Annotated in this window: 20 protein-coding genes; 12 read left to right on the forward strand and 8 right to left on the reverse strand. The window is 67.3% G+C overall.

Translation table 11 applies throughout. From position 1 onward, the window contains the following. From EPO55_RS01510 to gyrB, 4 genes are all read left to right on the forward strand, one after another. Positions 1-376 (forward strand): helix-turn-helix domain-containing protein (locus tag EPO55_RS01510; protein WP_296334616.1); only part of this gene is annotated, 376 nt, incomplete at its 5' end. A gap of 211 nt (positions 377-587) precedes the next feature. Next, the gene (gene dnaN, locus EPO55_RS01515; RefSeq protein WP_296334617.1) at positions 588-1706 is read left to right on the forward strand and encodes a DNA polymerase III subunit beta; all 1119 of its coding nucleotides are present in this window, start codon (positions 588-590) and stop codon (positions 1704-1706) included. A gap of 89 nt (positions 1707-1795) precedes the next feature. Next, a complete protein-coding gene (recF, locus tag EPO55_RS01520; RefSeq protein ID WP_296334632.1) occupies positions 1796-2947 on the forward strand; it encodes a DNA replication/repair protein RecF in 1152 nt (383 codons plus the stop codon). 23 nt (positions 2948-2970) lie between these two features. Next, the gene (gene gyrB / locus EPO55_RS01525) at positions 2971-5415 is read left to right on the forward strand and encodes a DNA topoisomerase (ATP-hydrolyzing) subunit B (protein WP_296334618.1); all 2445 of its coding nucleotides are present in this window, start codon (positions 2971-2973) and stop codon (positions 5413-5415) included. A gap of 140 nt (positions 5416-5555) precedes the next feature. On the opposite strand, the gene EPO55_RS01530 is transcribed toward gyrB, so the two are convergent. From EPO55_RS01530 to EPO55_RS01540, 3 genes are all read right to left on the reverse strand, one after another. Next, a complete protein-coding gene (locus EPO55_RS01530) occupies positions 5556-6569 on the reverse strand; it encodes a patatin-like phospholipase family protein (RefSeq protein WP_296334619.1) in 1014 nt (337 codons plus the stop codon). Between the two features lie 10 nt (positions 6570-6579). Next, on the reverse strand, positions 6580-7362 hold the full coding sequence (locus tag EPO55_RS01535; protein ID WP_296334620.1) for a 3-hydroxybutyrate dehydrogenase: 783 nt from the start codon (positions 7360-7362) through the stop codon (positions 6580-6582). 69 nt (positions 7363-7431) lie between these two features. Beyond that, positions 7432-8103 carry a peroxiredoxin-like family protein gene (locus EPO55_RS01540; protein WP_296334621.1) on the reverse strand — a complete coding sequence of 224 codons (672 nt, stop codon included), beginning with the start codon at positions 8101-8103 and terminating at the stop codon, positions 7432-7434. Between the two features lie 126 nt (positions 8104-8229). Here EPO55_RS01540 and EPO55_RS01545 point away from each other — a divergent pair, with 126 nt between their 5' ends. The 7 genes from EPO55_RS01545 (at position 8230) to EPO55_RS01575 (ending at position 13844) form a co-directional block, all read left to right on the forward strand. Continuing rightward, entirely contained in the window at positions 8230-9111 is an 882-nt protein-coding gene (locus EPO55_RS01545) for a LysR family transcriptional regulator (RefSeq protein WP_296334633.1), read from the forward strand. A gap of 131 nt (positions 9112-9242) precedes the next feature. Beyond that, positions 9243-9701, forward strand: a complete 459-nt coding sequence (locus tag EPO55_RS01550; protein WP_296334622.1) for a cupin domain-containing protein — start codon at positions 9243-9245, stop codon at positions 9699-9701. Positions 9702-9730: 29 nt separating this feature from the next. Further along, positions 9731-10954 (forward strand): MFS transporter, encoded by a 1224-nt coding sequence (locus tag EPO55_RS01555; protein ID WP_296334623.1) that lies wholly within the window; start codon positions 9731-9733, stop codon positions 10952-10954. 25 nt (positions 10955-10979) lie between these two features. Further along, positions 10980-11480, forward strand: a complete 501-nt coding sequence (locus tag EPO55_RS01560) for a DUF302 domain-containing protein (RefSeq protein WP_296334624.1) — start codon at positions 10980-10982, stop codon at positions 11478-11480. A 20-nt stretch (positions 11481-11500) separates the two neighbouring features. After that, entirely contained in the window at positions 11501-12646 is a 1146-nt protein-coding gene (locus tag EPO55_RS01565) for a patatin-like phospholipase family protein (protein ID WP_296334634.1), read from the forward strand. 25 nt (positions 12647-12671) lie between these two features. Continuing rightward, positions 12672-13136, forward strand: coding sequence for a glycine/sarcosine/betaine reductase selenoprotein B family protein (locus EPO55_RS01570; protein ID WP_296334625.1), 465 nt, complete (start codon positions 12672-12674; stop codon positions 13134-13136). Positions 13137-13214: 78 nt separating this feature from the next. Continuing rightward, positions 13215-13844 carry a hypothetical protein gene (locus EPO55_RS01575; RefSeq protein WP_296334626.1) on the forward strand — a complete coding sequence of 210 codons (630 nt, stop codon included), beginning with the start codon at positions 13215-13217 and terminating at the stop codon, positions 13842-13844. Between the two features lie 186 nt (positions 13845-14030). Here the strand turns inward: EPO55_RS01575 and EPO55_RS01580 are convergent, their stop codons facing one another. From EPO55_RS01580 to EPO55_RS01600, 5 genes are all read right to left on the reverse strand, one after another. After that, positions 14031-15281 (reverse strand): NAD(P)/FAD-dependent oxidoreductase, encoded by a 1251-nt coding sequence (locus EPO55_RS01580; protein WP_296334627.1) that lies wholly within the window; start codon positions 15279-15281, stop codon positions 14031-14033. Between the two features lie 16 nt (positions 15282-15297). Further along, positions 15298-15771: a DoxX family protein gene (locus EPO55_RS01585; RefSeq protein ID WP_296334628.1), complete on the reverse strand. Its 474-nt coding sequence runs from the start codon at positions 15769-15771 to the stop codon at positions 15298-15300. 156 nt (positions 15772-15927) lie between these two features. After that, positions 15928-16176: a DUF2282 domain-containing protein gene (locus EPO55_RS01590; RefSeq protein ID WP_363718253.1), complete on the reverse strand. Its 249-nt coding sequence runs from the start codon at positions 16174-16176 to the stop codon at positions 15928-15930. A 111-nt stretch (positions 16177-16287) separates the two neighbouring features. Further along, positions 16288-16683 (reverse strand): PaaI family thioesterase, encoded by a 396-nt coding sequence (locus tag EPO55_RS01595; protein WP_296334629.1) that lies wholly within the window; start codon positions 16681-16683, stop codon positions 16288-16290. A gap of 9 nt (positions 16684-16692) precedes the next feature. Next, positions 16693-17112, reverse strand: a complete 420-nt coding sequence (locus EPO55_RS01600; protein ID WP_296334630.1) for a hypothetical protein — start codon at positions 17110-17112, stop codon at positions 16693-16695. A gap of 111 nt (positions 17113-17223) precedes the next feature. On the opposite strand from EPO55_RS01600, the gene EPO55_RS01605 reads away from it, so the two are divergent. Beyond that, on the forward strand, positions 17224-18066 hold the full coding sequence (locus EPO55_RS01605) for a helix-turn-helix domain-containing protein (RefSeq protein WP_296334631.1): 843 nt from the start codon (positions 17224-17226) through the stop codon (positions 18064-18066). Positions 18067-18202 lie beyond the last annotated feature (136 nt).

An 18202-nucleotide genomic window follows, 5' to 3' on the forward strand; every position in this document is an offset into this window, starting at 1 on the left:
CGTCGCGCACGGCCAGCTGATCGGCCGCGAGATCACCGTCGAGATGGCGCAGGACGTGCTGCACGACCTGCTGCGCCAGGCCGACCGCAAGGTGACCGTCGACGAGATCCAGCAGCGGGTCGCCGCGCACTACAACATCAAGCTCGCCGAGATGAGCTCGCCGCGCCGCGCCCGGTCGGTCGCCCGGCCGCGCCAGGTCGCGATGTATCTCGCCAAGCAACTCACCACGCTCAGCCTGCCGCAGATCGGCAAGCGCTTCGGCAACCGCGACCACACCACGGTCATGCACGCCGTGCGCAAGATCGAGGAGCTGAAAATCTCCGATCTGTCGATTGCGGAAGACGTCGAGTTGCTCAAGCGGCAGTTGCAGGGTTAGTAAATTCCCTGCCGCGACTGTGAAACGGGGCCCGGCGGGGCCCCGTTTGCATTCAAAAGGCAGCCCCTAAACGCCTCAAATTACGGGCGAAATCGCTTTCCGCCGGCAGCGCGCGTGGTATAGTCTCCGACCGTTCCGCCGGGGTGTTTCGCAGCCTGGGAAACGGGGTGTCTAAACCGCATTTTTGGCCCCTCGTTACAGCGACCAAATCATGAAACTGACGATTGAACGGGCAGCCCTCCTGAAGGCGCTGGCCCATGTACAGAGTGTGGTCGAGCGGCGGAACACGATCCCGATTCTGTCCAATGTCCTGATCACCGCCCAGAAGGGCCGGCTGAGCCTGGCGGCGACCGACATGGATCTCGCCATCACCGAGTCGGTCGAGGCCAATGCGGCCAAGAACGGTTCGACGACCGCGCCCGCCCACACGCTCTACGAGATCGTCCGCAAGCTGCCGGACGGCGCGCAGGTCGAGCTGGAGTCGGCGTCCGACGGCGGCAGCCTGGTGATCCGGGCCGGCCGCTCGCGCTTCACCCTGCAGTGCCTGCCGCCAGCCGACTTCCCGGCGATGAGCGAAGGCGACCTGCCGTACCGCTTCCAGCTGCCCGCCACCGACCTCAAGGGCATTATCGACCGCACCAGGTTCGCGATCTCCAACGAAGAGACCCGCTATTACCTGAACGGCATCTACTTCCATGCCGCGACGTCGGGCGGCACCCAGGTGCTGCGCGGCGTGGCCACCGACGGCCATCGCTTGGCCCGTGTGGAAGTGCCGCTACCCAAGGGCGCCGGCGAAATTCCCGGCGTGATCGTGCCGCGCAAGACCGTGAACGAGGTCCGCAAGCTCCTCGACGAAAGCGACGGCTCGGTCGACATCGAGCTTTCCGACACCCGCATCCGCTTCGCCACGGGCAACGTCACCCTCGTCTCCAAGCTGATCGACGGCACCTTCCCGGACTACGAGCGCGTGATCCCGACCGGCAACGACAAGATCCTGAACGTGCCGTGCAAGGAATTCGCCCACGCCGTCGACCGCGTCTCGACCATCTCGACCGAGAAGTCGCGCGCCATCAAGGTCGCGGTCGCCAAGGGCGTGGTCACGCTCTCGGCCACCAGCCCCGATGCCGGCAGCGCCACCGAGGAGATCGAGGTCGACTACAAGGCGGCCGCGATCGAGATCGGCTTCAATTCGCGTTATCTGCTCGACATCACCGAACAGATCGTGGGTGCCGAGGCGCGCTTCCTGATGGCCGATGCCGGCTCGCCCACCCTGGTGCGCGACGGTGCCGACGAAAGCGCGCTCTACGTGCTCATGCCGATGCGGGTATGACGGCGCAACCCGGCAGCACCCGCGCCCTCTCTCCCGACGCCGGCTCCGGTCCCGCGCCGGTCAACCCCGTCGAGTCCTCCGCCCGGTCCATGCTGGCCGTCCGTCAGCTTCGCCTCACCGACTTCCGCAACTACCGCCAGCTTCGCCTCGACTGCGGCCTCGAGCCGGTGGTGCTGGTGGGCGGCAACGGCGCCGGCAAGACCAACCTCCTGGAGGCGCTCTCCTTCCTGGCACCGGGCCGTGGATTGCGCCGGGCCCGTCTCGACGAGGTCGGCCATCGCGCCCGCGGCGAGGACCCGGGTGCCGCGCCGGGAACAACCCATTGGGCGGTCGCGGCCACCCTCGACACGCCGGAGGGCCGCCTCGCCATCGGCACCGGTCTGGAGCCGGGCCGCGGCGAAGGCAGTCCGTCGCGCCGGGTGGTGCGGATCGACGGCCGGGCCGCCGCCAGCCAGACCGCGCTCGGCCTGCATGTCGCCGCCGTCTGGCTGACGCCGCAACTCGACCGCCTGTTCCTCGATGGCGCCAGCGAGCGCCGACGCTTTCTCGATCGGCTGGTGACGGCGCTGCATCCCCAACATGCCGGCGACGTCGCGGCCTACGAGCATGCGCTCCGCCAGCGCGCCCGTGTCCTGGCCGAGGGCGGACGCGATCCGCACTGGTTCACCGCCCTTGAAGACACCATGGCCCGCCACGGCGTGGCGCTCGCCGCCGCCCGGGCCGACACGGTCCACCGTCTCGATGCCGCCGCGCGGCTGGGCATCGGCCCCTTCCCGCGCGCCGCCCTCGCCATGGCCGGCGAAGTCGACGGCTGGCTCGACACCATGGCGGCACTCGACGCCGAGGACCGCCTGCGCGCCGAACTGGCGGCCAACCGCTTGCGCGATGCCGAGGCCGGCACCACATCAGTTGGGCCGCACCGTAGCGACCTCGCGGTCCGGCACCTCGATCTCGACCTGCCGGCGGCCGAAGGTTCTACAGGGCAGCAGAAAGCGGTGCTGGTCTCGATCGCACTCGCCCATGCCCGCCTGGTGGCGATGTCGCGTGGCCGGCCGCCGCTCCTGCTGCTCGACGAGATCTCGGCCCACCTCGACGCCGAGCGCCGTGCGGCGCTGTTCGACGAGGTCGTGGCATTGGGCGCCCAGAGCTGGATGACGGGTACCGATGCCGAGCTTTTTGCGCCGCTCCGCGGCCGCGCGCAGATCCTGTGCGTGGCCGACGGATCCATCGCGGCCGTCTGAACCATTTTCGGGAAGTCGGACAAATGAGCGATATCGAAGACGTAACGCCGGGTGCCGAGGAATATGGCGCCGATTCGATCAAGGTGCTGCGCGGCCTCGAGGCCGTCCGCAAGCGCCCGGGCATGTACATCGGCGACACCGACGACGGCACCGGCCTGCACCACATGGTCTACGAGATCGTCGACAATGCGATCGACGAGGCGCTGGCGGGCTACTGCGACGGCGTCGAAGTCATCCTGCACGGCGACGGCTCGGTCACGGTGCGCGACAACGGCCGCGGCGTACCGGTCGACATCCACAAGGAAGAGGGCATTTCGGCCGCCAACGTCATCTTCACGCAGCTCCATGCCGGCGGAAAGTTCGACCAGAATTCCTACAAGGTCTCGGGCGGCCTGCACGGCGTCGGCGCCGCCGTCGTCAACGCGCTGTCGTCGCAGCTCGATCTGCACATCTGGCGCAACGGCAAGGAACACTTCCTGCGCTTCCGCCACGGCGAGCCCGAGGAAGACCTCAAGGTCGTGGCCGATGCCCCGCCGGGCAAGCACGGCACCGAGGTCACCTTTCTGCCCTCGACTGGAACCTTCACCAAGACCGAGTTTGATTTCGCCACGCTGGAGCACCGGCTGCGCGAGCTCGCCTTCCTGAACTCCGGCGTGAAGATCCTGCTGACCGACGAGCGCGGCGCCGAACCCAAGGTCTCCGAGCTGCTCTACGAGGGCGGCGTCGAGGCCTTCGCCAAGTACCTCGACCGCAACAAGACGGTGCTGCACAGCCCGCCGGTGTCGATCCGCGGCGAGAAGGAAGGCATTACCGTCGAAGTCGCGATGCAGTGGAACGACAGCTATCACGAGACGATGCTGTGCTTCACCAACAACATCCCGCAGCGCGACGGCGGTACCCATCTCGCGGGTTTCCGCGGCGCGCTCACCCGCACGCTCAACAAGTATGCCGACGAGAGCGGCCTTTCCAAGAAGGAGAAGGTCAACCTCACCGGCGACGACATGCGCGAGGGCCTGACCTGCGTGCTGTCGGTCAAGGTGCCCGACCCGAAGTTCTCGTCGCAGACCAAGGACAAGCTGGTGTCGTCCGAAGTCCGCCCGGTGGTCGAGTCGGTGGTGGGCGACAAGTTCGGCCAGTGGCTGGAGGAGCATCCCTCGGAGACCCGCAAGATCCTGACCAAGGTGGTCGAAGCGGCGGCGGCGCGCGAGGCGGCGAAGAAGGCCCGCGAGCTCACCCGCCGCAAGGGCGCGCTCGACGTCAGTTCCCTGCCCGGCAAGCTCGCCGACTGCCAGGAGCGCGATCCGGCGCTCAGCGAACTCTTCATCGTCGAGGGCGATTCGGCCGGCGGCTCGGCCAAGCAGGGCCGCAACCGCGCCAACCAGGCCATTTTGCCGTTGCGTGGAAAAATCCTGAACGTCGAGCGCGCGCGCTTCGACAAGATGCTGTCCTCGGCCGAGATCGGCACGCTGATCACGGCGCTCGGCACCGGCATCGGTCCCGACGATTTCACGCTCGACAAGCTGCGCTACCACAAGATCATCATCATGACGGACGCCGACGTCGACGGTTCCCACATCCGCACGCTCCTGATGACGTTCTTCTATCGCCAGATGCGCGCGCTGATCGATGCCGGCCACCTCTACATCGCCCAGCCGCCGCTGTTCAAGGCGGCCAAGGGCAAGTCGGCGATCTACCTCAAGGACGAGCGCGCGCTCGACGAGCAGCTGATCCAGACCGGCCTCGAGAACGCGCGCCTCCAGCTCGGCGACGGCAGCGTCCAGGCGAGCGAGGACCTGCGCCGCACCGTCGACATCGCCCGCTCCGTCACCAACCTGGTGAAGCCGCTGTCGCTGTCGCGGCGCGTCACCAGCCAGGCCGTGATCGAGCAGGCCGCCATCGCGGGCGCCTTCAAGCCTGACATCCTGAACGACGCCGAACTGGCCAAGGCCACCGCCGACTATATCGCCCGTCGCCTCGATGCCGTGAGCCCGGTGCTCGAGCGCGGCTGGAGCGGCGAGCCGACACCCGATGGCGGCCTCGCCTTCAGCCGCCGCCTGCGCGGTGTGCAGGAACGCCATGTCATCGACGGCCCGCTGGTCAGGAGCGCCGAGGCGCGCAAGCTCGATGGCCTGGCGATCGAGCTGCAGTCGGTCTACCAGCGGCCCGGCCTGCTCATTGCCAAGGAGAAGGAAACGACGATCTTCTCGCCGACCGAGCTGTTCGCCGCCGTCGTCGAGGCCGGCCGCCGCGGCGTCACCATCCAGCGCTACAAGGGACTGGGCGAGATGAACCCCGACCAGCTCTGGGAAACGACGCTCGATCCCGAGGCGCGCACGCTGCTGCAGGTCAGGATCAACCACGCCGACGAGGCCGACGAGATCTTCTCGACCCTGATGGGCGACGTCGTCGAACCGCGCCGCGAGTTCATCCAGCAGAACGCGCTCAAGGTCGCCAACCTCGACGTCTGAGGGCGCTTTTCTGGGCACGACCTGTCCAGAATCTGTCTGTCCGGAAAGTCGTAAAGCGCCGGCCCGCTTGAACCGGACGATTCTTTTCAACGCAGGTCCGATCGTCGGGCCTGTCCGGAAATTCCCGCTGTCGGCCGCGTCTAGAGAAACCTCTCCTTGATGTCGATGGTCGACTGCCGGCCGATGGCGTCGAAATGGCCGGCGAGCCAGCCGTCCGCCGCGTCGCGGCCGATCGCCTTGAGATGGAGCAGGAAATCCATGCGGGCGTTGAGCTTGCTCGAGGCGCCGAGCCCCTTCATCTGCTTCTCGGCCTCGATCCAGTGCACGTTGATGCGCTTGTAGTTGTTGGAGTCGAGCTTGCCGTCGTCGATCAGGTCGGTGACGAAGGAGATCGCCCTCATTTCACGCATCATCGACGAATTGAAGCTGATCTCGTTCACCCGGTTCATGATCTCGGTCGCCGTCGTCGGCACGCGGTCGCAGCCCAGCGGATTGACCTGGACGATCACCACGTCAGGCGTGTCGGAGCCGTAGATCAGCGGGAAAATCGACGGATTGCCCATGTAGCCGCCGTCCCAGTAGGGCTCGCCGTCGACCGTCACCGCCTGGAACAGGAACGGCAGGCAGGCTGAGGCCAGCAGGACGTCGGGCGTGATCTCGCCGGACTTGAAGACCCGCACCTTGCCGGTCTTCACGTTGGTCGCACTGATGAACAGCTTCACCGCGCGGCAGCCTTCGAGCCGCTCGAAGTCGACCGACTTCACCAATGCCCCGCGCAGCGGGTTCAGGTTCATCGGATTGAGCTGATAGGGCGACAGCATGCGGGTCAGCATGTCGAAGGCCACGAAGGCGGCGGAATGGTCGAGATTCCAGCCGCTGGCATACTGGTCGAACGGCGTGGGCTGCAGCGGGCCGGTCTGCGCGGCCTGGCTGATGTTGGCCCAGAAGGCGTCGAGCGCGCGCCGCGCCTCGGCCCGGCCGCCGCGGCCCATGCCGTCGGCGAACACGGCGGCGTTCATGGCGCCGGCCGAGGTGCCGGAGATCGCCTCGACCTCGATGCGCTCGTCCTCGAGCAGGCGGTCGAGCACGCCCCAGGTGTAGGCGCCATGGGCGCCGCCGCCCTGCAGGGCGAGGTTGATGCGTTTGGTTTCCATGACACTCCCCTCAGTGCGCGGTCCAGCCACCGTCCATGGGCAGTGCCGCGCCCGTCACCGAGGCGCCGTTGTCGGTGCAGAGGAACAGCGCCAGCGCCGCCAGCTCGGCCACTTCGACGAAGCGCTTGTTGGGCTGGTTCTTCAGCAGGACGTCGGAAATGACCTTCTCGCGGTCGATACCGTGCGCCTTCGCCTGGTCGTCGATCTGCCGCTCGACCAGCGGCGTACGCACGTAGCCGGGGCAGATCGCATTGCAGGTGATGCCGTCCTCGGCGGTCTCGAGCGCCGTCACCTTGGTGAGGCCCAGGACGCCGTGCTTGGCCGCGACATAAGCCGCCTTGTAGGGCGAGGCGACCAGCGCATGGGCCGAGGCCACGTTGATCACCCGGCCCCAGCCCTTGCGGCGCATCATCGGCAGCACGAGCTTGGTGGCGTGGAAGGCCGAGGAGAGGTTGATCGCCATGATGGCATCCCACTTCTCCTCCGGAAACTCGTCGATCGGCGCAACATGCTGGATGCCGGCATTGTTCACCATGATGTCGACCGTGCCGAACGTATCGACCGTCTGGCGCACCATCTGTTCGATCGCCTTGGGCCTGGACATGTCGGCCGGTGAATAGACGACCATGGCGTTGGTCCGCTTGGAGAGATCGGTGCGCGTACGCTCGATCTCAGTGGCGTCGCCGAAGCCGTTCAACACGATGTTGGCGCCGGCGCGGGCGAAGGCCTCGGCGATGCCGAGCCCGATGCCGCTGGTGGAGCCGGTGACGATGGCAGTCTTGCCGTTGAGCATGTGGGATCTTCCTCTTCCAGGTTGATCCCACCTTGCGCGCCCTCGAAGCGTCGCTGAAATGCCGAGTGGCTACCGAGTCGATAGCGCGTGGGCATCGCGCAGCTTCCGCAGCGATGCCAGCAGCTCCTCGGGATCGGGCCAGCGCGACGGATCGGCGTCGCTGAAGGCGAAGGCCACCCGCGCACTCGGCTCGACGACGAACACGGCTGGCACCGGCAAGCGCCAGGTCGTGTCGCCGTGCTGCGCCGGGAAATCACGACCGCGATCCTTGTGCAAGCGGATGTGGCCGGGCGAGAGATCGTAGGCGAGGCCGCAGGTGCGGGCATATCCGTTGGCGGGATCGCTCAGCAACAGGTAGCCGATGCTGCGCCGTGCAGCGGTGCGCACGACATGCTCGCGCCGGTCCGGCATCACGCCGACTGCCGTGGCGCCCAGCGCCTCGATCGCCGGCCGCGCCTCCTCGAGCGCCGCCATGGTGAGGTCGCAATAGGGACACCAGTCGCCGCGGAACAGGGCCAGCACCAGCGGACCGCGGTCGAGCAGCTCGCCCGAGGTCCAGAGGCGGCCGGCACCGTCCTCCAGGGCAAAATCGGGCAGGTAGTCGCCGAGACCGAGGCCGTCCTCGGGAATGCGCAGCATGCGCAACCGATCGAGCTCATCCTCGAAATCGGCCCGGTCGGGCGCCGGCAGCGCCGCGGTATGGCGCTTGCTGAGCTCAAGGAGCGTTTCCGTCAGGCTCATGGGGAGGCAAGTGTCGTCGGACCGGCAGACGGGCGGAAATACCTTCCGGTTCTGGGATCGATAGCCGCAGGCTATGGTGGTATCGGGCAAAATGGCTGGCCTTCCGGGGGGACTATCGCCGTGGAAATGCATCAGATCCGCTACTTTCTCGCGGTTTGCGAAACCCTGAACTTCACGCGGGCAGCCGAGACGTGCCACGTCTCCCAGCCGTCGCTGACACGCGCCATCAAGGGGCTGGAGGACGAGCTGGGCGGGCCCCTGTTCCGCCGCGAGCGCAACAATACGCATTTGACCGGGCTGGGCGAGATGATGCGCCCGCATCTCAGCCAGGTGCTGATCGAGACCGAAGCCGCCAAGGAACGCGCCAAGAGCTTCGGCCGGCTGGAGGACGTCGAACTCAAGCTCGGCATGATGTGCACCATCGGCCCGCGCCGCTTCGTGCCTTTCCTGCAGACCTTTCGCGACCGCCATCCCAAGGTGCGGCTGGTGGTGCAGGACGGATCCAATCACCAGCTCCAGGAGCGCCTGGCGCAAGGCGAGCTCGACGTCGCCATCTACGGCCAGCCCGACGAGATCGACGAACGCTTCCATGCACGCCGCCTCTATGACGAGCGCTTCGTGATCGGCGTCGGGCCGGGGCACCCCTTCGACAAGCAGAACGTGGTGTGCGCGAAGGATCTCGACGGCCAGAACTACGTCAATCGCCTGCAATGCGAGTTCTTCGACCACGCAAGGCGCCTGTTTCGCGAGAACGGCGCCAAGACGGTCATTGTCTTTCGCAGCGACCGTGACGACTGGGTGCAGAGCATGGTGATGGCCGGCCTGGGCTTCACCTTCATCCCCGAGTACGCGGTCACGATGCCCGGCCTCAGCATCCGGCCGCTGATCGAGCCGGAGATCACGCGCAGCATCCAGGTCGTCACGGTGCGCGGCCGGCCGCACGTTCCCGCCGTCGGCGCCTTCGTGCACGAGGTGCTGGCCTTTCCGTGGATGAACGCGAGCACCTGACGCTCATCGATGCCTTCATCGACGGCTATCGAATCCATTCGCATTCGGCATTTCAACCGGACGCGCCGCGCTCCGATGCTGCTGCATCGCCGCGGCCGCTCCGGTTGCGGCTCAACCGCACGGAGATACCGATGTTTGCTCGCACGTTTGTCGCTTCCACGCTGATCCTGGCCGGCCTCGCGGCCCCGGCCTTCGCCGGTGAATGCCCGGCCGACAAGATGAAGGCCGATGCCGTCAAGCCGGTGACCCATGGCCCCAAGGGCGTCACCGACATGGTTCTGTCGACGATCGATCTGTCCAAGGAGAAGGTCGCGCTCAACGGCCAGACGATGCGCGTTCGCCGCCTCGAGATTCAGCCCGGCGGCATCGTGCCCTGGCACAGCCATGCCGAGCGGCCGGCGCTGATCTACGTCGTCGCCGGCGAGATCGTCGAGAACGCCAGCAACTGCGCCGTGCCGATCGTGCACAAGGCGGGCGAGGTGGCGCGCGAGACGCACGCGACGTCGCACTGGTGGCAGAACAAGGGGAACGCCACGGTGACGCTGCTGTCGTTCGACATCATGGGCGACCCCAACGACAAGCATATGTAATCGGGCATATGTGATCGGAGAGTCCGATCATGCCGGGTGTCCTGCGCGCGCTCACGATCGGCCTCACGGCCTTCCTGACCGTCGTCGATCTGTTCGCGACGCAGGCCATCCTGCCTGCCCTCACCACGGCCTACGGCGTCACGCCGGCGGCCATGGGCCTTGCCGTCAATGCCAGCACCATCGGCATGGCGGCCGGCGGCTTCGCGGTCGCCCTGTTCGGCCGCCGTCTCGACCGGCGGCGCGGCATTCTTGTGAGCCTGGCGATCCTGTCGATCCCCACGGCATTGCTGGCAACCATGCCGTCGCTGCCCGCCTTCACGGCACTCCGGATCATCCAGGGCGTATGCATGTCGACAGCCTTCGCCCTCACGCTGGCCTATCTCGGCGAACATGCAAGCGCCAGCGATACCGCCAGCGCCTTCGCCGCCTACGTCACCGGCAACGTCGCCTCCAACCTGTTCGGCCGGCTGCTGGCCGCGGGCGTTGTCGATCACCTGGGCCTCGCCACCAACTTCCATGTCTTCGCGCTCCTCAACCTCGCCGGTGCGGTGCTGGTCTGGTTCACCGTCGAGCGCACACCCGCGATGGGCGAGGCCGACATGAGCCACGGCTCGCCACTCACGAGCTGGTTGCGTCATCTCGCCAATCCCGCGCTTCGCGCCGCCTTCGCGACGGGCTTCATCATCCTCTTTGCCTTCATCGGCACCTTCACCTACGTAAATTTCGTGCTGGTCGGGCCGCCGTTCTCCGTCGGCATGATGATGCTGGGCGCGGTATATTTCGTGTTCCTGCCGTCGATCTTCACCACGCCGCTTGCCGGTCGGGTCGTCGCCTGGGCCGGAACGCGTCCCACCCTGTGGGCATCGTTCGCCCTCGCCACGGCCGGCCTGCCTCTTCTGCTCAGCGCGCATTTTGGCCTTTTGCTCTCGGGTCTCGCCTTGGTTGCCGTGGGCACTTTCTTTGCCCAGGCGGTTGCGACCGGGTTCGTCAGCCGTGCCGCGACGACCGACCGTGGATCGGCGAGCGGGATCTATCTCGCCAGCTACTTTCTGGGGGGCCTGGTCGGCAGCGCGGTCCTGGGCCAGGTCTTCGATCGCCTCGGCTGGACGGCGTGCGTGATCGGCATTGGTGCCGCACTGGCGCTCGGCGCGCTCCTCACGACGCGGCTGCTCATAGCCGAGAGCCATCGACCCGATGCCGCAACGGCATTTCAGATGCAAGCGCCCGGCCGCCAATCTCGGGCCACGCACTGACGCGTTCACCCAAACGGAGACACCCATGCCAAACTGTATCGCCCAACTCTGCTCGGCAGCCTTCCTCGCCCTCGCCATGATGATGTCGTCTGCCTCGCACGGCAGCGCCGAGAGCCCGAAGCCCGCGGTTTCCGCTTCCGGTGTCATCGCCGCCAAGAGCGCCTACGGCGTCGGCGAGACGGTCGAGCGTCTGAAGAAGGACATCGCCGCCAAAGGCATCGTGTTCTTCCAGGAGATCGACCAGGCGGCCCTCGCCGCCAAGGCCGGCATCGAGCTCAAGCCCTCGATCCTGCTGATCTTCGGCAATCCGCCGCTCGGCACGCAATTCATCACGGCAAACCCGCAAGCGGGCCTCGATTGGCCGGTGCGCATGCTGGTCTATCGCGACGCCGCAGGTCAGGTCTGGGTCGCCTACAGCGACTTCGAGTGGATCGCCAGGCGCCATGGCGTCACCAGCCGCGATGCGCAATTCCACATGGCCTCGCAGGTCGCCGCCTCGATCGCCTCCAGCGTCGCTTCCCGCTGAGGAATGCCACCGTGAATGCCATGACCCCTGTTCCCTCGACGCCTCCGCGGACCACGCCTGCACCCGCGAAGGAACGCGCCATCAAGGAACAGGTGGTCCTGGTCTTGCAGGGCGGAGGGGCACTCGGCGCCTACCAGGCCGGCGTCTACCAGGCGCTGATGGAAGGCGGCATCGAGCCCGATTGGGTGATCGGCACGTCGATCGGCGCCATCAACGGTGCTCTCATCGCGGGCAACGAGCCGTCCAACCGCATCGCGCGGCTGCGCGAATTCTGGGATGGCGTCGGCCGAAAAGGCCTGCTGGACCAGCTTTGGCCGTCTGCGATCTTCGGCAATTCCCTCGCCAACATGTCGACCATGATGTCGGGCATCCCGGGCTTCTTCACACCCAATCCGCAGGCAGTCTGGGGGCCGACTTTTCCGCTCGGCGTCGAGAAGGCCTCCTACTACTCGACCGACCCGCTCAAGGAGACGTTGGGCCACCTGGTCGACTTTGACTGTCTCGCCCGGCAGCAGGTCCGACTCTCGGTCGGCGCCGTCAATATCCGCACCAGCGAGATGCGCTACTTCGATTCGCAGGCGATGCCGCTTGCCGCCGCGCATGTCATGGCTTCCGGCGCACTGCCGCCCGCCTTTCCCGCGATAACGATCGATGGCGAGTCGTATTGGGACGGCGGCATCTACTCGAACACGCCGATCGAGGTCGTACTGGACGATGTGCCGCGGCGCGATTCGCTGATCTTCTCGGTCAACGTCTGGCAGCCCACGGGCAGCCAGCCGACGACCATCCAGCAGGTCATGGCACGCCACAAGGACATCCAGTTCGCCAGCCGCGGCAAGAGCCACGTCGCCCGCCAGGCCCAGATCCATCGCCTGCGCCATGTCGTGCGCGAGCTTGCCAACCGGCTGCCGCCCGAGGTGCGCGCCGACCCGGTGGTGCGCGACATGGCCGAGTACGGCTGCGGCACGCTCATGCACCTCGTGCGTCTGCTGTCGCCCCGGCTCGACGGCGAGGATCATACCAAGGACATCGACTTCACGCCCTCAGGCATCGAAAGCCGCTGGAAAGCCGGCCACGAGCACGCACGCAAGGTGCTCGCAGAACGGCCATGGGAAGCTCCGGCGGATCTGCTGGCGGGCGTGGTGATTCACGAAGCGACCGGATAAACCGGAGCCAGAGGAGAGCGAAGCGATGGTCAAGCGCCTGAGCGACATGCCCGAAATCGAAGCCAACCACCTCAGGCGCATCGAATGCCCGACCTACGAGGACACGCCGGCGCTTGCCGGCAAGCCTCTCCGGGAGCGGAGGATCGTGCTGATCTCGACGGCCGGACTCCACAAGCGTGGCGACCGCCCCTTCCAGCCGGGCGACGGCAGCTATCGCGTCATCCCGGCCGAGACGGCGGCCAGCGATCTCGTCATGAGCCACATCTCGGTGAACTTCGACCGCACCGGCTTCCAGCAGGACCACAACGTCGTGTTCCCGATCGACCGGCTGCGCGAACTGGCGGCCGAGGGCGTCGTCGGCTCGATGGCCTCGGTCCACTATTCCTTCATGGGCGCCTTCCCGCCCCAGGCGGCGGAACCGCATGCCAGACACCTCGCCGGCCTCCTGAAGCAGGACGGTGTCGACGCGGCCCTCCTGGTCCCGGTTTGACCCGCCTGCACGCGCGCCGTTGGCGCGCTGGGCCACTTCCTCGAACGCCAGGGCATCCCGACCGCCGGCATCAGCCTGGTGCGTGAGCACACCGAGACCATCCGCCCGCCGCGTGCGCTCTGGGTGACATTCGAACTCGGCCGTCCGCTCGGCATTCCCGACGATCCGGATTTCCAGCGCCGCGTGCTGCGCGCCGCAGCCGAGCTGCTCGAGCGTACCGACGGTCCACTGATCGCCGACTATCCCGAGGACGTGGCCGGAGAGGCCGATTTCACCGGCTGGGCCTGCCCGATCAACCTTGCGCCCACCTCCGTCGACACGCTGGCGGCCGAGATCGAGCGACTGGGAGCCTGGCACGATCGCGCGGTCGCCGCGAGCGGACGCACGACTGTCGGCGTCTCGGGTCTCGATATGCCAGCGGCGGGCCGCCTGCTTGTCCAGGCACTCGAGGACGAGTTGCCGCCGGCGCAAGCCTTGAAGGAAGCCGTCGACGATCTCCGTTCCTACTATCTCGAGGCCGCCTCGGCCTTTCCCGATCCCGGGACGCCTGCAATGCGCAAGGCCTGGCTGTGGGACGAGACGCTGTTCGGCAAGGCACTGCTCGCCGTCCAGCCCAGGCTCGCGGCAAGCGACGATCCGCAGCACAAGATCCTGGGCAACCTCACCCTGATCCCGGCGACCGAACGGCACCGGCTGACGAAGAGTTAAAGGTTGTTCCGCTTACGTGGCATCGCTTTGATGCCTTCGTGTTCCTCTCCCCCGCTAGGGGGAGAGGTTAGGTGAAGGGGAGTCGACGTGCGTAGCCCCCTCACCCGTCCTCTCCCCAGGTGCCTGTGAAGGCACCGAACCGGGGGAGAGGAGCATGATGGCGATGGCATCTAATCGGAATACGCCCTAGTTCCGCTCCGATCCGGTGATGAGCCGCGCGCCGGACTGGAAGGTCATGTAGGACCACATCCACTCGAGCATGACGACCAGCCGGTTCCTGAAGCCGATCAGAAATGAGATGTGGATCAGGCCCCACATCAGCCAGGCGAGCGTTCCGTCGAGTCGCAGCCAGCCGAAATCCGCGACAGCGGACCGCCGGCCGATGGTGGCCATCGTCCCGTAGTTGCGATAACGGAACGGCGGTGGTGCCGGCTTGGCCGTGAGCCGCGCTCGTAACACGCGCGCGACGTAGGCCCCCTGTTGCTTGGCGACCGGCGCCAGGCCCGGCAGCGGCTTGCCGTCCCGGCCGGCGGCACTTGCCGTGTCGCCGATGACGAAAATCTCGGGATGACCCGGCACGGTGAGATCCGGACCGACGGGCACGCGGCCGATGCGGTCCCTCTCGACCCCCAGCCAATGCCCGGCTGCCGAGGCGGCAACGCCGGCGGCCCAGATGATGGTCGCGGTGGGCAGATGCTCCTCGCCGATCGTGACGCCGCTTTCGTCGCAACGCGTCACCGGCACGCCAAGCCGGACCTCGACATGCAGTCGCTCCAGCGCGGAACGTGCCGCCGCACTCAGCCCCGGCGGGAAGGCCGCCAATACGGCCGACCCCGCCTCGACCAGGACGACGCGCGCCTCGCGCGGATCGATGGTGCGGAAATCGTGCCGCAGGGCCACGTGCGCCAGTTCGGCGATGGCGCCCGCCATTTCCACGCCGGTCGGTCCGGCGCCGATCACCACGAAGGTGAGGAAGCGACGACGCGCTTCGGGCGATTCCGTGGATTCGGCATGTTCGAAGGCGGTGAGGATGCGACGGCGGATGTTGGTGGCGTCGTCGATCTTCTTGAGACCGGGCGCCACACTCTCCCATTCGTCGTGGCCGAAGTAGGCATGGCGCGAGCCGGTTGCCAGCACCAGTTGATCGTAGGGGATTTCACGCTCATCGAGCCGGACCACGCGGCGTTCCATGTCGACGCCCGTCACCTTGCCCAGCACCACGCGCACGTTGGCGGCATGGCGCAGGATGGCGCGGATCGGCGAGGCGATCTGCGCCGGCGACAGGCCGGCCGTCGCCACCTGGTAGAGCAGCGGCTGGAAGAGGTGATAGTTGCGGCGGTCGATGACGGTGACGTCGGCGTCCGCACCGGCGAGCGAATGTGCCGCGCCAAGACCGCCGAAGCCCGCGCCGACAATGACGATGCGCGGCCGGGCCATGGCGGGGCTCCCTTGCTTAGCCGCGTCCAAACAGGTTGAACGCGATGAGACGATCGATCGACAGTTTGCCGGCTCCGCGCGTCACGACATAGGCCAGGATCGAAGCCCACATCAGATGCTCGGGCCAGTTGCCGGGATAGACCAGGAACTCGATGGTGAGCGTCATGGCGAGCAGCGCTGCCGCGCCGAGGCGGGCAAAGAGGCCGAACACGAGCAGCACCGGCGCCGAGAGTTCCACCGCCGTGCCCATGTAGGCCGCGATCTCCGGCGGCAGCAGGGGCAGGCGGTATTCCTCGCGGAACAACTCGATGGCGGTGTCGAAGCTCTGGAACTTGTTCATGCCCGACTTGAAGAAGGTGGCGCCGACGGCCACGCGCATGCCGAGCTCGAGCAGGGACAGCGGAAAGCGGCCGGCGGTCGCGCGCAACGCGGCGAGACGGGCGACGAGGCGACTCTCATGGACATCGCAGGCAAACGTATCGGTCGTCATGGCGAATTCCTCCGGAATGGGTCGGCCGCCGGCCCCGGCATCGCCCGGAATCCTCCGGGCGAGCCGACGTTTGAATGGGGCGGGGAGCGCCGGCCCTCCCGAAGAAGGGGGTGCCGGGGCGCGGCGTCCGATGGCGTGAGACGAAGGCGCCGGCGATCAGCCCTTGGCGTTCGTCAGCTTGCCGCCGACGATCTTCTCGCAGGTGCCCTTGGGGACGCTGAGCCAGGCGCTGGCTTCGGCGTCCTTCTTGGACGTGCCGGCGCACGACGAGGTCGCGGTCTGGCAATCGTTCTTGCCGGCCTTCGACACGCCGTAGCACTTCTCGATGTTGCCCTGGGCCTGGGCGGCGGCGCCGAGCAGCAGCGCGGTGCTGAGCGCGGCGGCGATGGTGAGGGTGGTCTTCATGATGAACTCCTTCGGTATGGTGTCCCTTTCGGGTGGCCGCACCATGCCGCGAGCCCGCTCGCGCCTGAAATATCGAGTCCCTATGGGAACCATGCGCCGCCGCTATGGCGGCTAAAGCACCATCTGCGTCTGGGTGACGACCGCCACCAGCTTGCCCTCGGCGGTGGTGATGCGCGTCGTCCAGACCATGGTGCGGCGGCCGCGATGGATCGGCGTGGTCTCGCCGATCACCGTGGTGCCGACCGGGGCCGGCCCCACGAAGTTGGTCTTGCTCTCGATCGTGGTCGTGCCCTTGCCCTCGGGCAGGTTGAGCACGGTGGCGGCGGCGCCCAGCGTGTCGGCGAAGGCCATGACCGCACCACCGTGCAGGATGTCGGGCCGCGTGCAGAGTTCGGGCCGGACGACCATCTCGGCCACGACCCGCGTCTCGCTCGCGGCGGTGAACTTCAGCCCCAGCACTTCGGCGAAGGGCAGCTTGACGTTGTTCAGGAGCTGAAGCTTTTCCATTTCACATCCTCAGTTGGCGGCGCGCATCCGGCGCAGGCCGAGATATTCCAGGATGGCGAGATCGGCCACGATCAGCGCCAGCACGACGATGCCCGCGATGCCGGCCGTGGTCCACGAGGCCGGCAACGCCAGCACCAGGACGCTGCCCGCCACCCAGGCGATGTCGGCGGCGAAGATCAGCCGGGCGAGGCCCTGCGGCAGGTGGGAGCGCGAGGCGATCCAGGCGCAGAGCGCGCCGAAGGCCACGACGCCCACGCCCAGCAGCCCGAACAGGAGGGCGAGGTCGAGGCCCAGGACCGAAACAGGCGCATCGGTGGCAGCGCGGGCGAACGGCCCGGCGAAGGCCGCCAGCACGGCGCCCGAGATCACGGAAAAGGCCGCGTTGCCCCAGAGCGTGCGGCGGAGCAGGCGATCGGCTGAAACGGTCATGACGTCCTCCTTGTGCGTTGTGGACGCGCCGGAGATCGCATCCGGCCGCCCTTCCCTCAATTACGCGGGAGGTAATCGGCGGAGCCGCGGGCCGGTGCTAGGTTCCAGTCCATGATGAGCAATCCCTCCGTTTCCACAGCCCCGCCGCCCGACCTGTTCGGCCCCATGCTGCGCACCTGGCGCCGCCGCCGTGGCGCCAGCCAGCTCGCCCTGGCGCTGCAGTCCGGCGTGTCGCAGCGCCACGTCAGCTTCCTCGAATCGGGCCGCGCCAAGCCCAGCCGTGAGATGGTGGTCCAGCTCACCACGGCGCTCGACGTGCCGCTGCGCCAGCGCAACACCATGCTGCTGGCGGCGGGCTTCGCGCCGGTCTATCGCGAGAGCAACCTCGCCGCGCCCGAACTGGCGCCGGTGCGCCAGGCGATCGACCGCATGCTGAAGCAGCAGGAGCCCTATCCCGCCGTCGTCATCGACCGGCTGTGGAACCTGCTGCAGGCCAACGACGCCGCCCAGGCTTTTACGCTGTTCCTGTTCGAGGGCCCGCCGCCGGCACCGCCGCCCGGCAAGGGCCCCAACATCCTGCAATGGCTGCTCGATCCCAAGGCGCTGCGCTCCAAGATCTCCAACTGGGAGGAGGTGGCGCGCTACCTCGTCTCGACGACCTATGCCGAGATCCTGGCCGACGGCGGCGAGCCCAAGGCGCTCGCCTTCGTCGAGGAAATCATGGCCTATCCCGACGTGCCGGCCTCGTTCCGCAAGCTGCGCTTCGAGGAGCGGCCGGCGCCGGTGCTGACGGTCGACTACATGGTCGGCGGCAAGGCGCTGTCGGTGTTCACCACCATCGCCACCTTAGGGACCCCACAGGACATCACCCTGCAGGAAGTGCGCATCGAATGCTTCTTCCCGGCCGACGACCGCAGCGACGCGCTGTTCAAGAGCCTCGCCGCCAGGAACTGACGCGGCGCCGATGGGCGGGCCCAACTTTTGAAATTTGGCCCAACTCGGCATACAAAAATTCGGCTCTCCAGTCGCCTGGAAGCCAGCAAATCCAACCTTTCCGCGCGCTCGGCGGGCCCACCTGAAACGTGGGAGT

This window comes from Reyranella sp. (assembly GCF_004296935.1).
GTDB lineage: Bacteria > Pseudomonadota > Alphaproteobacteria > Reyranellales > Reyranellaceae > Reyranella.

Excerpts from the sequence above, each read along its gene's own strand:
- dnaN (WP_296334617.1), top strand. The coding sequence starts at position 588 with ATGAAACTGACGATTGAACGGGCAGCCCTCCTGAAGGCGCTGGCCCAT.
- recF (WP_296334632.1), top strand. The coding sequence starts at position 1,796 with ATGCTGGCCGTCCGTCAGCTTCGCCTCACCGACTTCCGCAACTACCGC.
- gyrB (WP_296334618.1), top strand. The coding sequence starts at position 2,971 with ATGAGCGATATCGAAGACGTAACGCCGGGTGCCGAGGAATATGGCGCC.
- EPO55_RS01530 (WP_296334619.1), bottom strand. The coding sequence starts at position 6,569 with ATGGAAACCAAACGCATCAACCTCGCCCTGCAGGGCGGCGGCGCCCAT.
- EPO55_RS01535 (WP_296334620.1), bottom strand. The coding sequence starts at position 7,362 with ATGCTCAACGGCAAGACTGCCATCGTCACCGGCTCCACCAGCGGCATC.
- EPO55_RS01540 (WP_296334621.1), bottom strand. The coding sequence starts at position 8,103 with ATGAGCCTGACGGAAACGCTCCTTGAGCTCAGCAAGCGCCATACCGCG.
- EPO55_RS01545 (WP_296334633.1), top strand. The coding sequence starts at position 8,230 with ATGCATCAGATCCGCTACTTTCTCGCGGTTTGCGAAACCCTGAACTTC.
- EPO55_RS01550 (WP_296334622.1), top strand. The coding sequence starts at position 9,243 with ATGTTTGCTCGCACGTTTGTCGCTTCCACGCTGATCCTGGCCGGCCTC.
- EPO55_RS01555 (WP_296334623.1), top strand. The coding sequence starts at position 9,731 with ATGCCGGGTGTCCTGCGCGCGCTCACGATCGGCCTCACGGCCTTCCTG.
- EPO55_RS01560 (WP_296334624.1), top strand. The coding sequence starts at position 10,980 with ATGCCAAACTGTATCGCCCAACTCTGCTCGGCAGCCTTCCTCGCCCTC.
- EPO55_RS01565 (WP_296334634.1), top strand. The coding sequence starts at position 11,501 with ATGACCCCTGTTCCCTCGACGCCTCCGCGGACCACGCCTGCACCCGCG.
- EPO55_RS01570 (WP_296334625.1), top strand. The coding sequence starts at position 12,672 with ATGGTCAAGCGCCTGAGCGACATGCCCGAAATCGAAGCCAACCACCTC.
- EPO55_RS01580 (WP_296334627.1), bottom strand. The coding sequence starts at position 15,281 with ATGGCCCGGCCGCGCATCGTCATTGTCGGCGCGGGCTTCGGCGGTCTT.
- EPO55_RS01585 (WP_296334628.1), bottom strand. The coding sequence starts at position 15,771 with ATGACGACCGATACGTTTGCCTGCGATGTCCATGAGAGTCGCCTCGTC.
- EPO55_RS01590 (WP_363718253.1), bottom strand. The coding sequence starts at position 16,176 with ATGAAGACCACCCTCACCATCGCCGCCGCGCTCAGCACCGCGCTGCTG.
- EPO55_RS01595 (WP_296334629.1), bottom strand. The coding sequence starts at position 16,683 with ATGGAAAAGCTTCAGCTCCTGAACAACGTCAAGCTGCCCTTCGCCGAA.
- EPO55_RS01600 (WP_296334630.1), bottom strand. The coding sequence starts at position 17,112 with ATGACCGTTTCAGCCGATCGCCTGCTCCGCCGCACGCTCTGGGGCAAC.
- EPO55_RS01605 (WP_296334631.1), top strand. The coding sequence starts at position 17,224 with ATGATGAGCAATCCCTCCGTTTCCACAGCCCCGCCGCCCGACCTGTTC.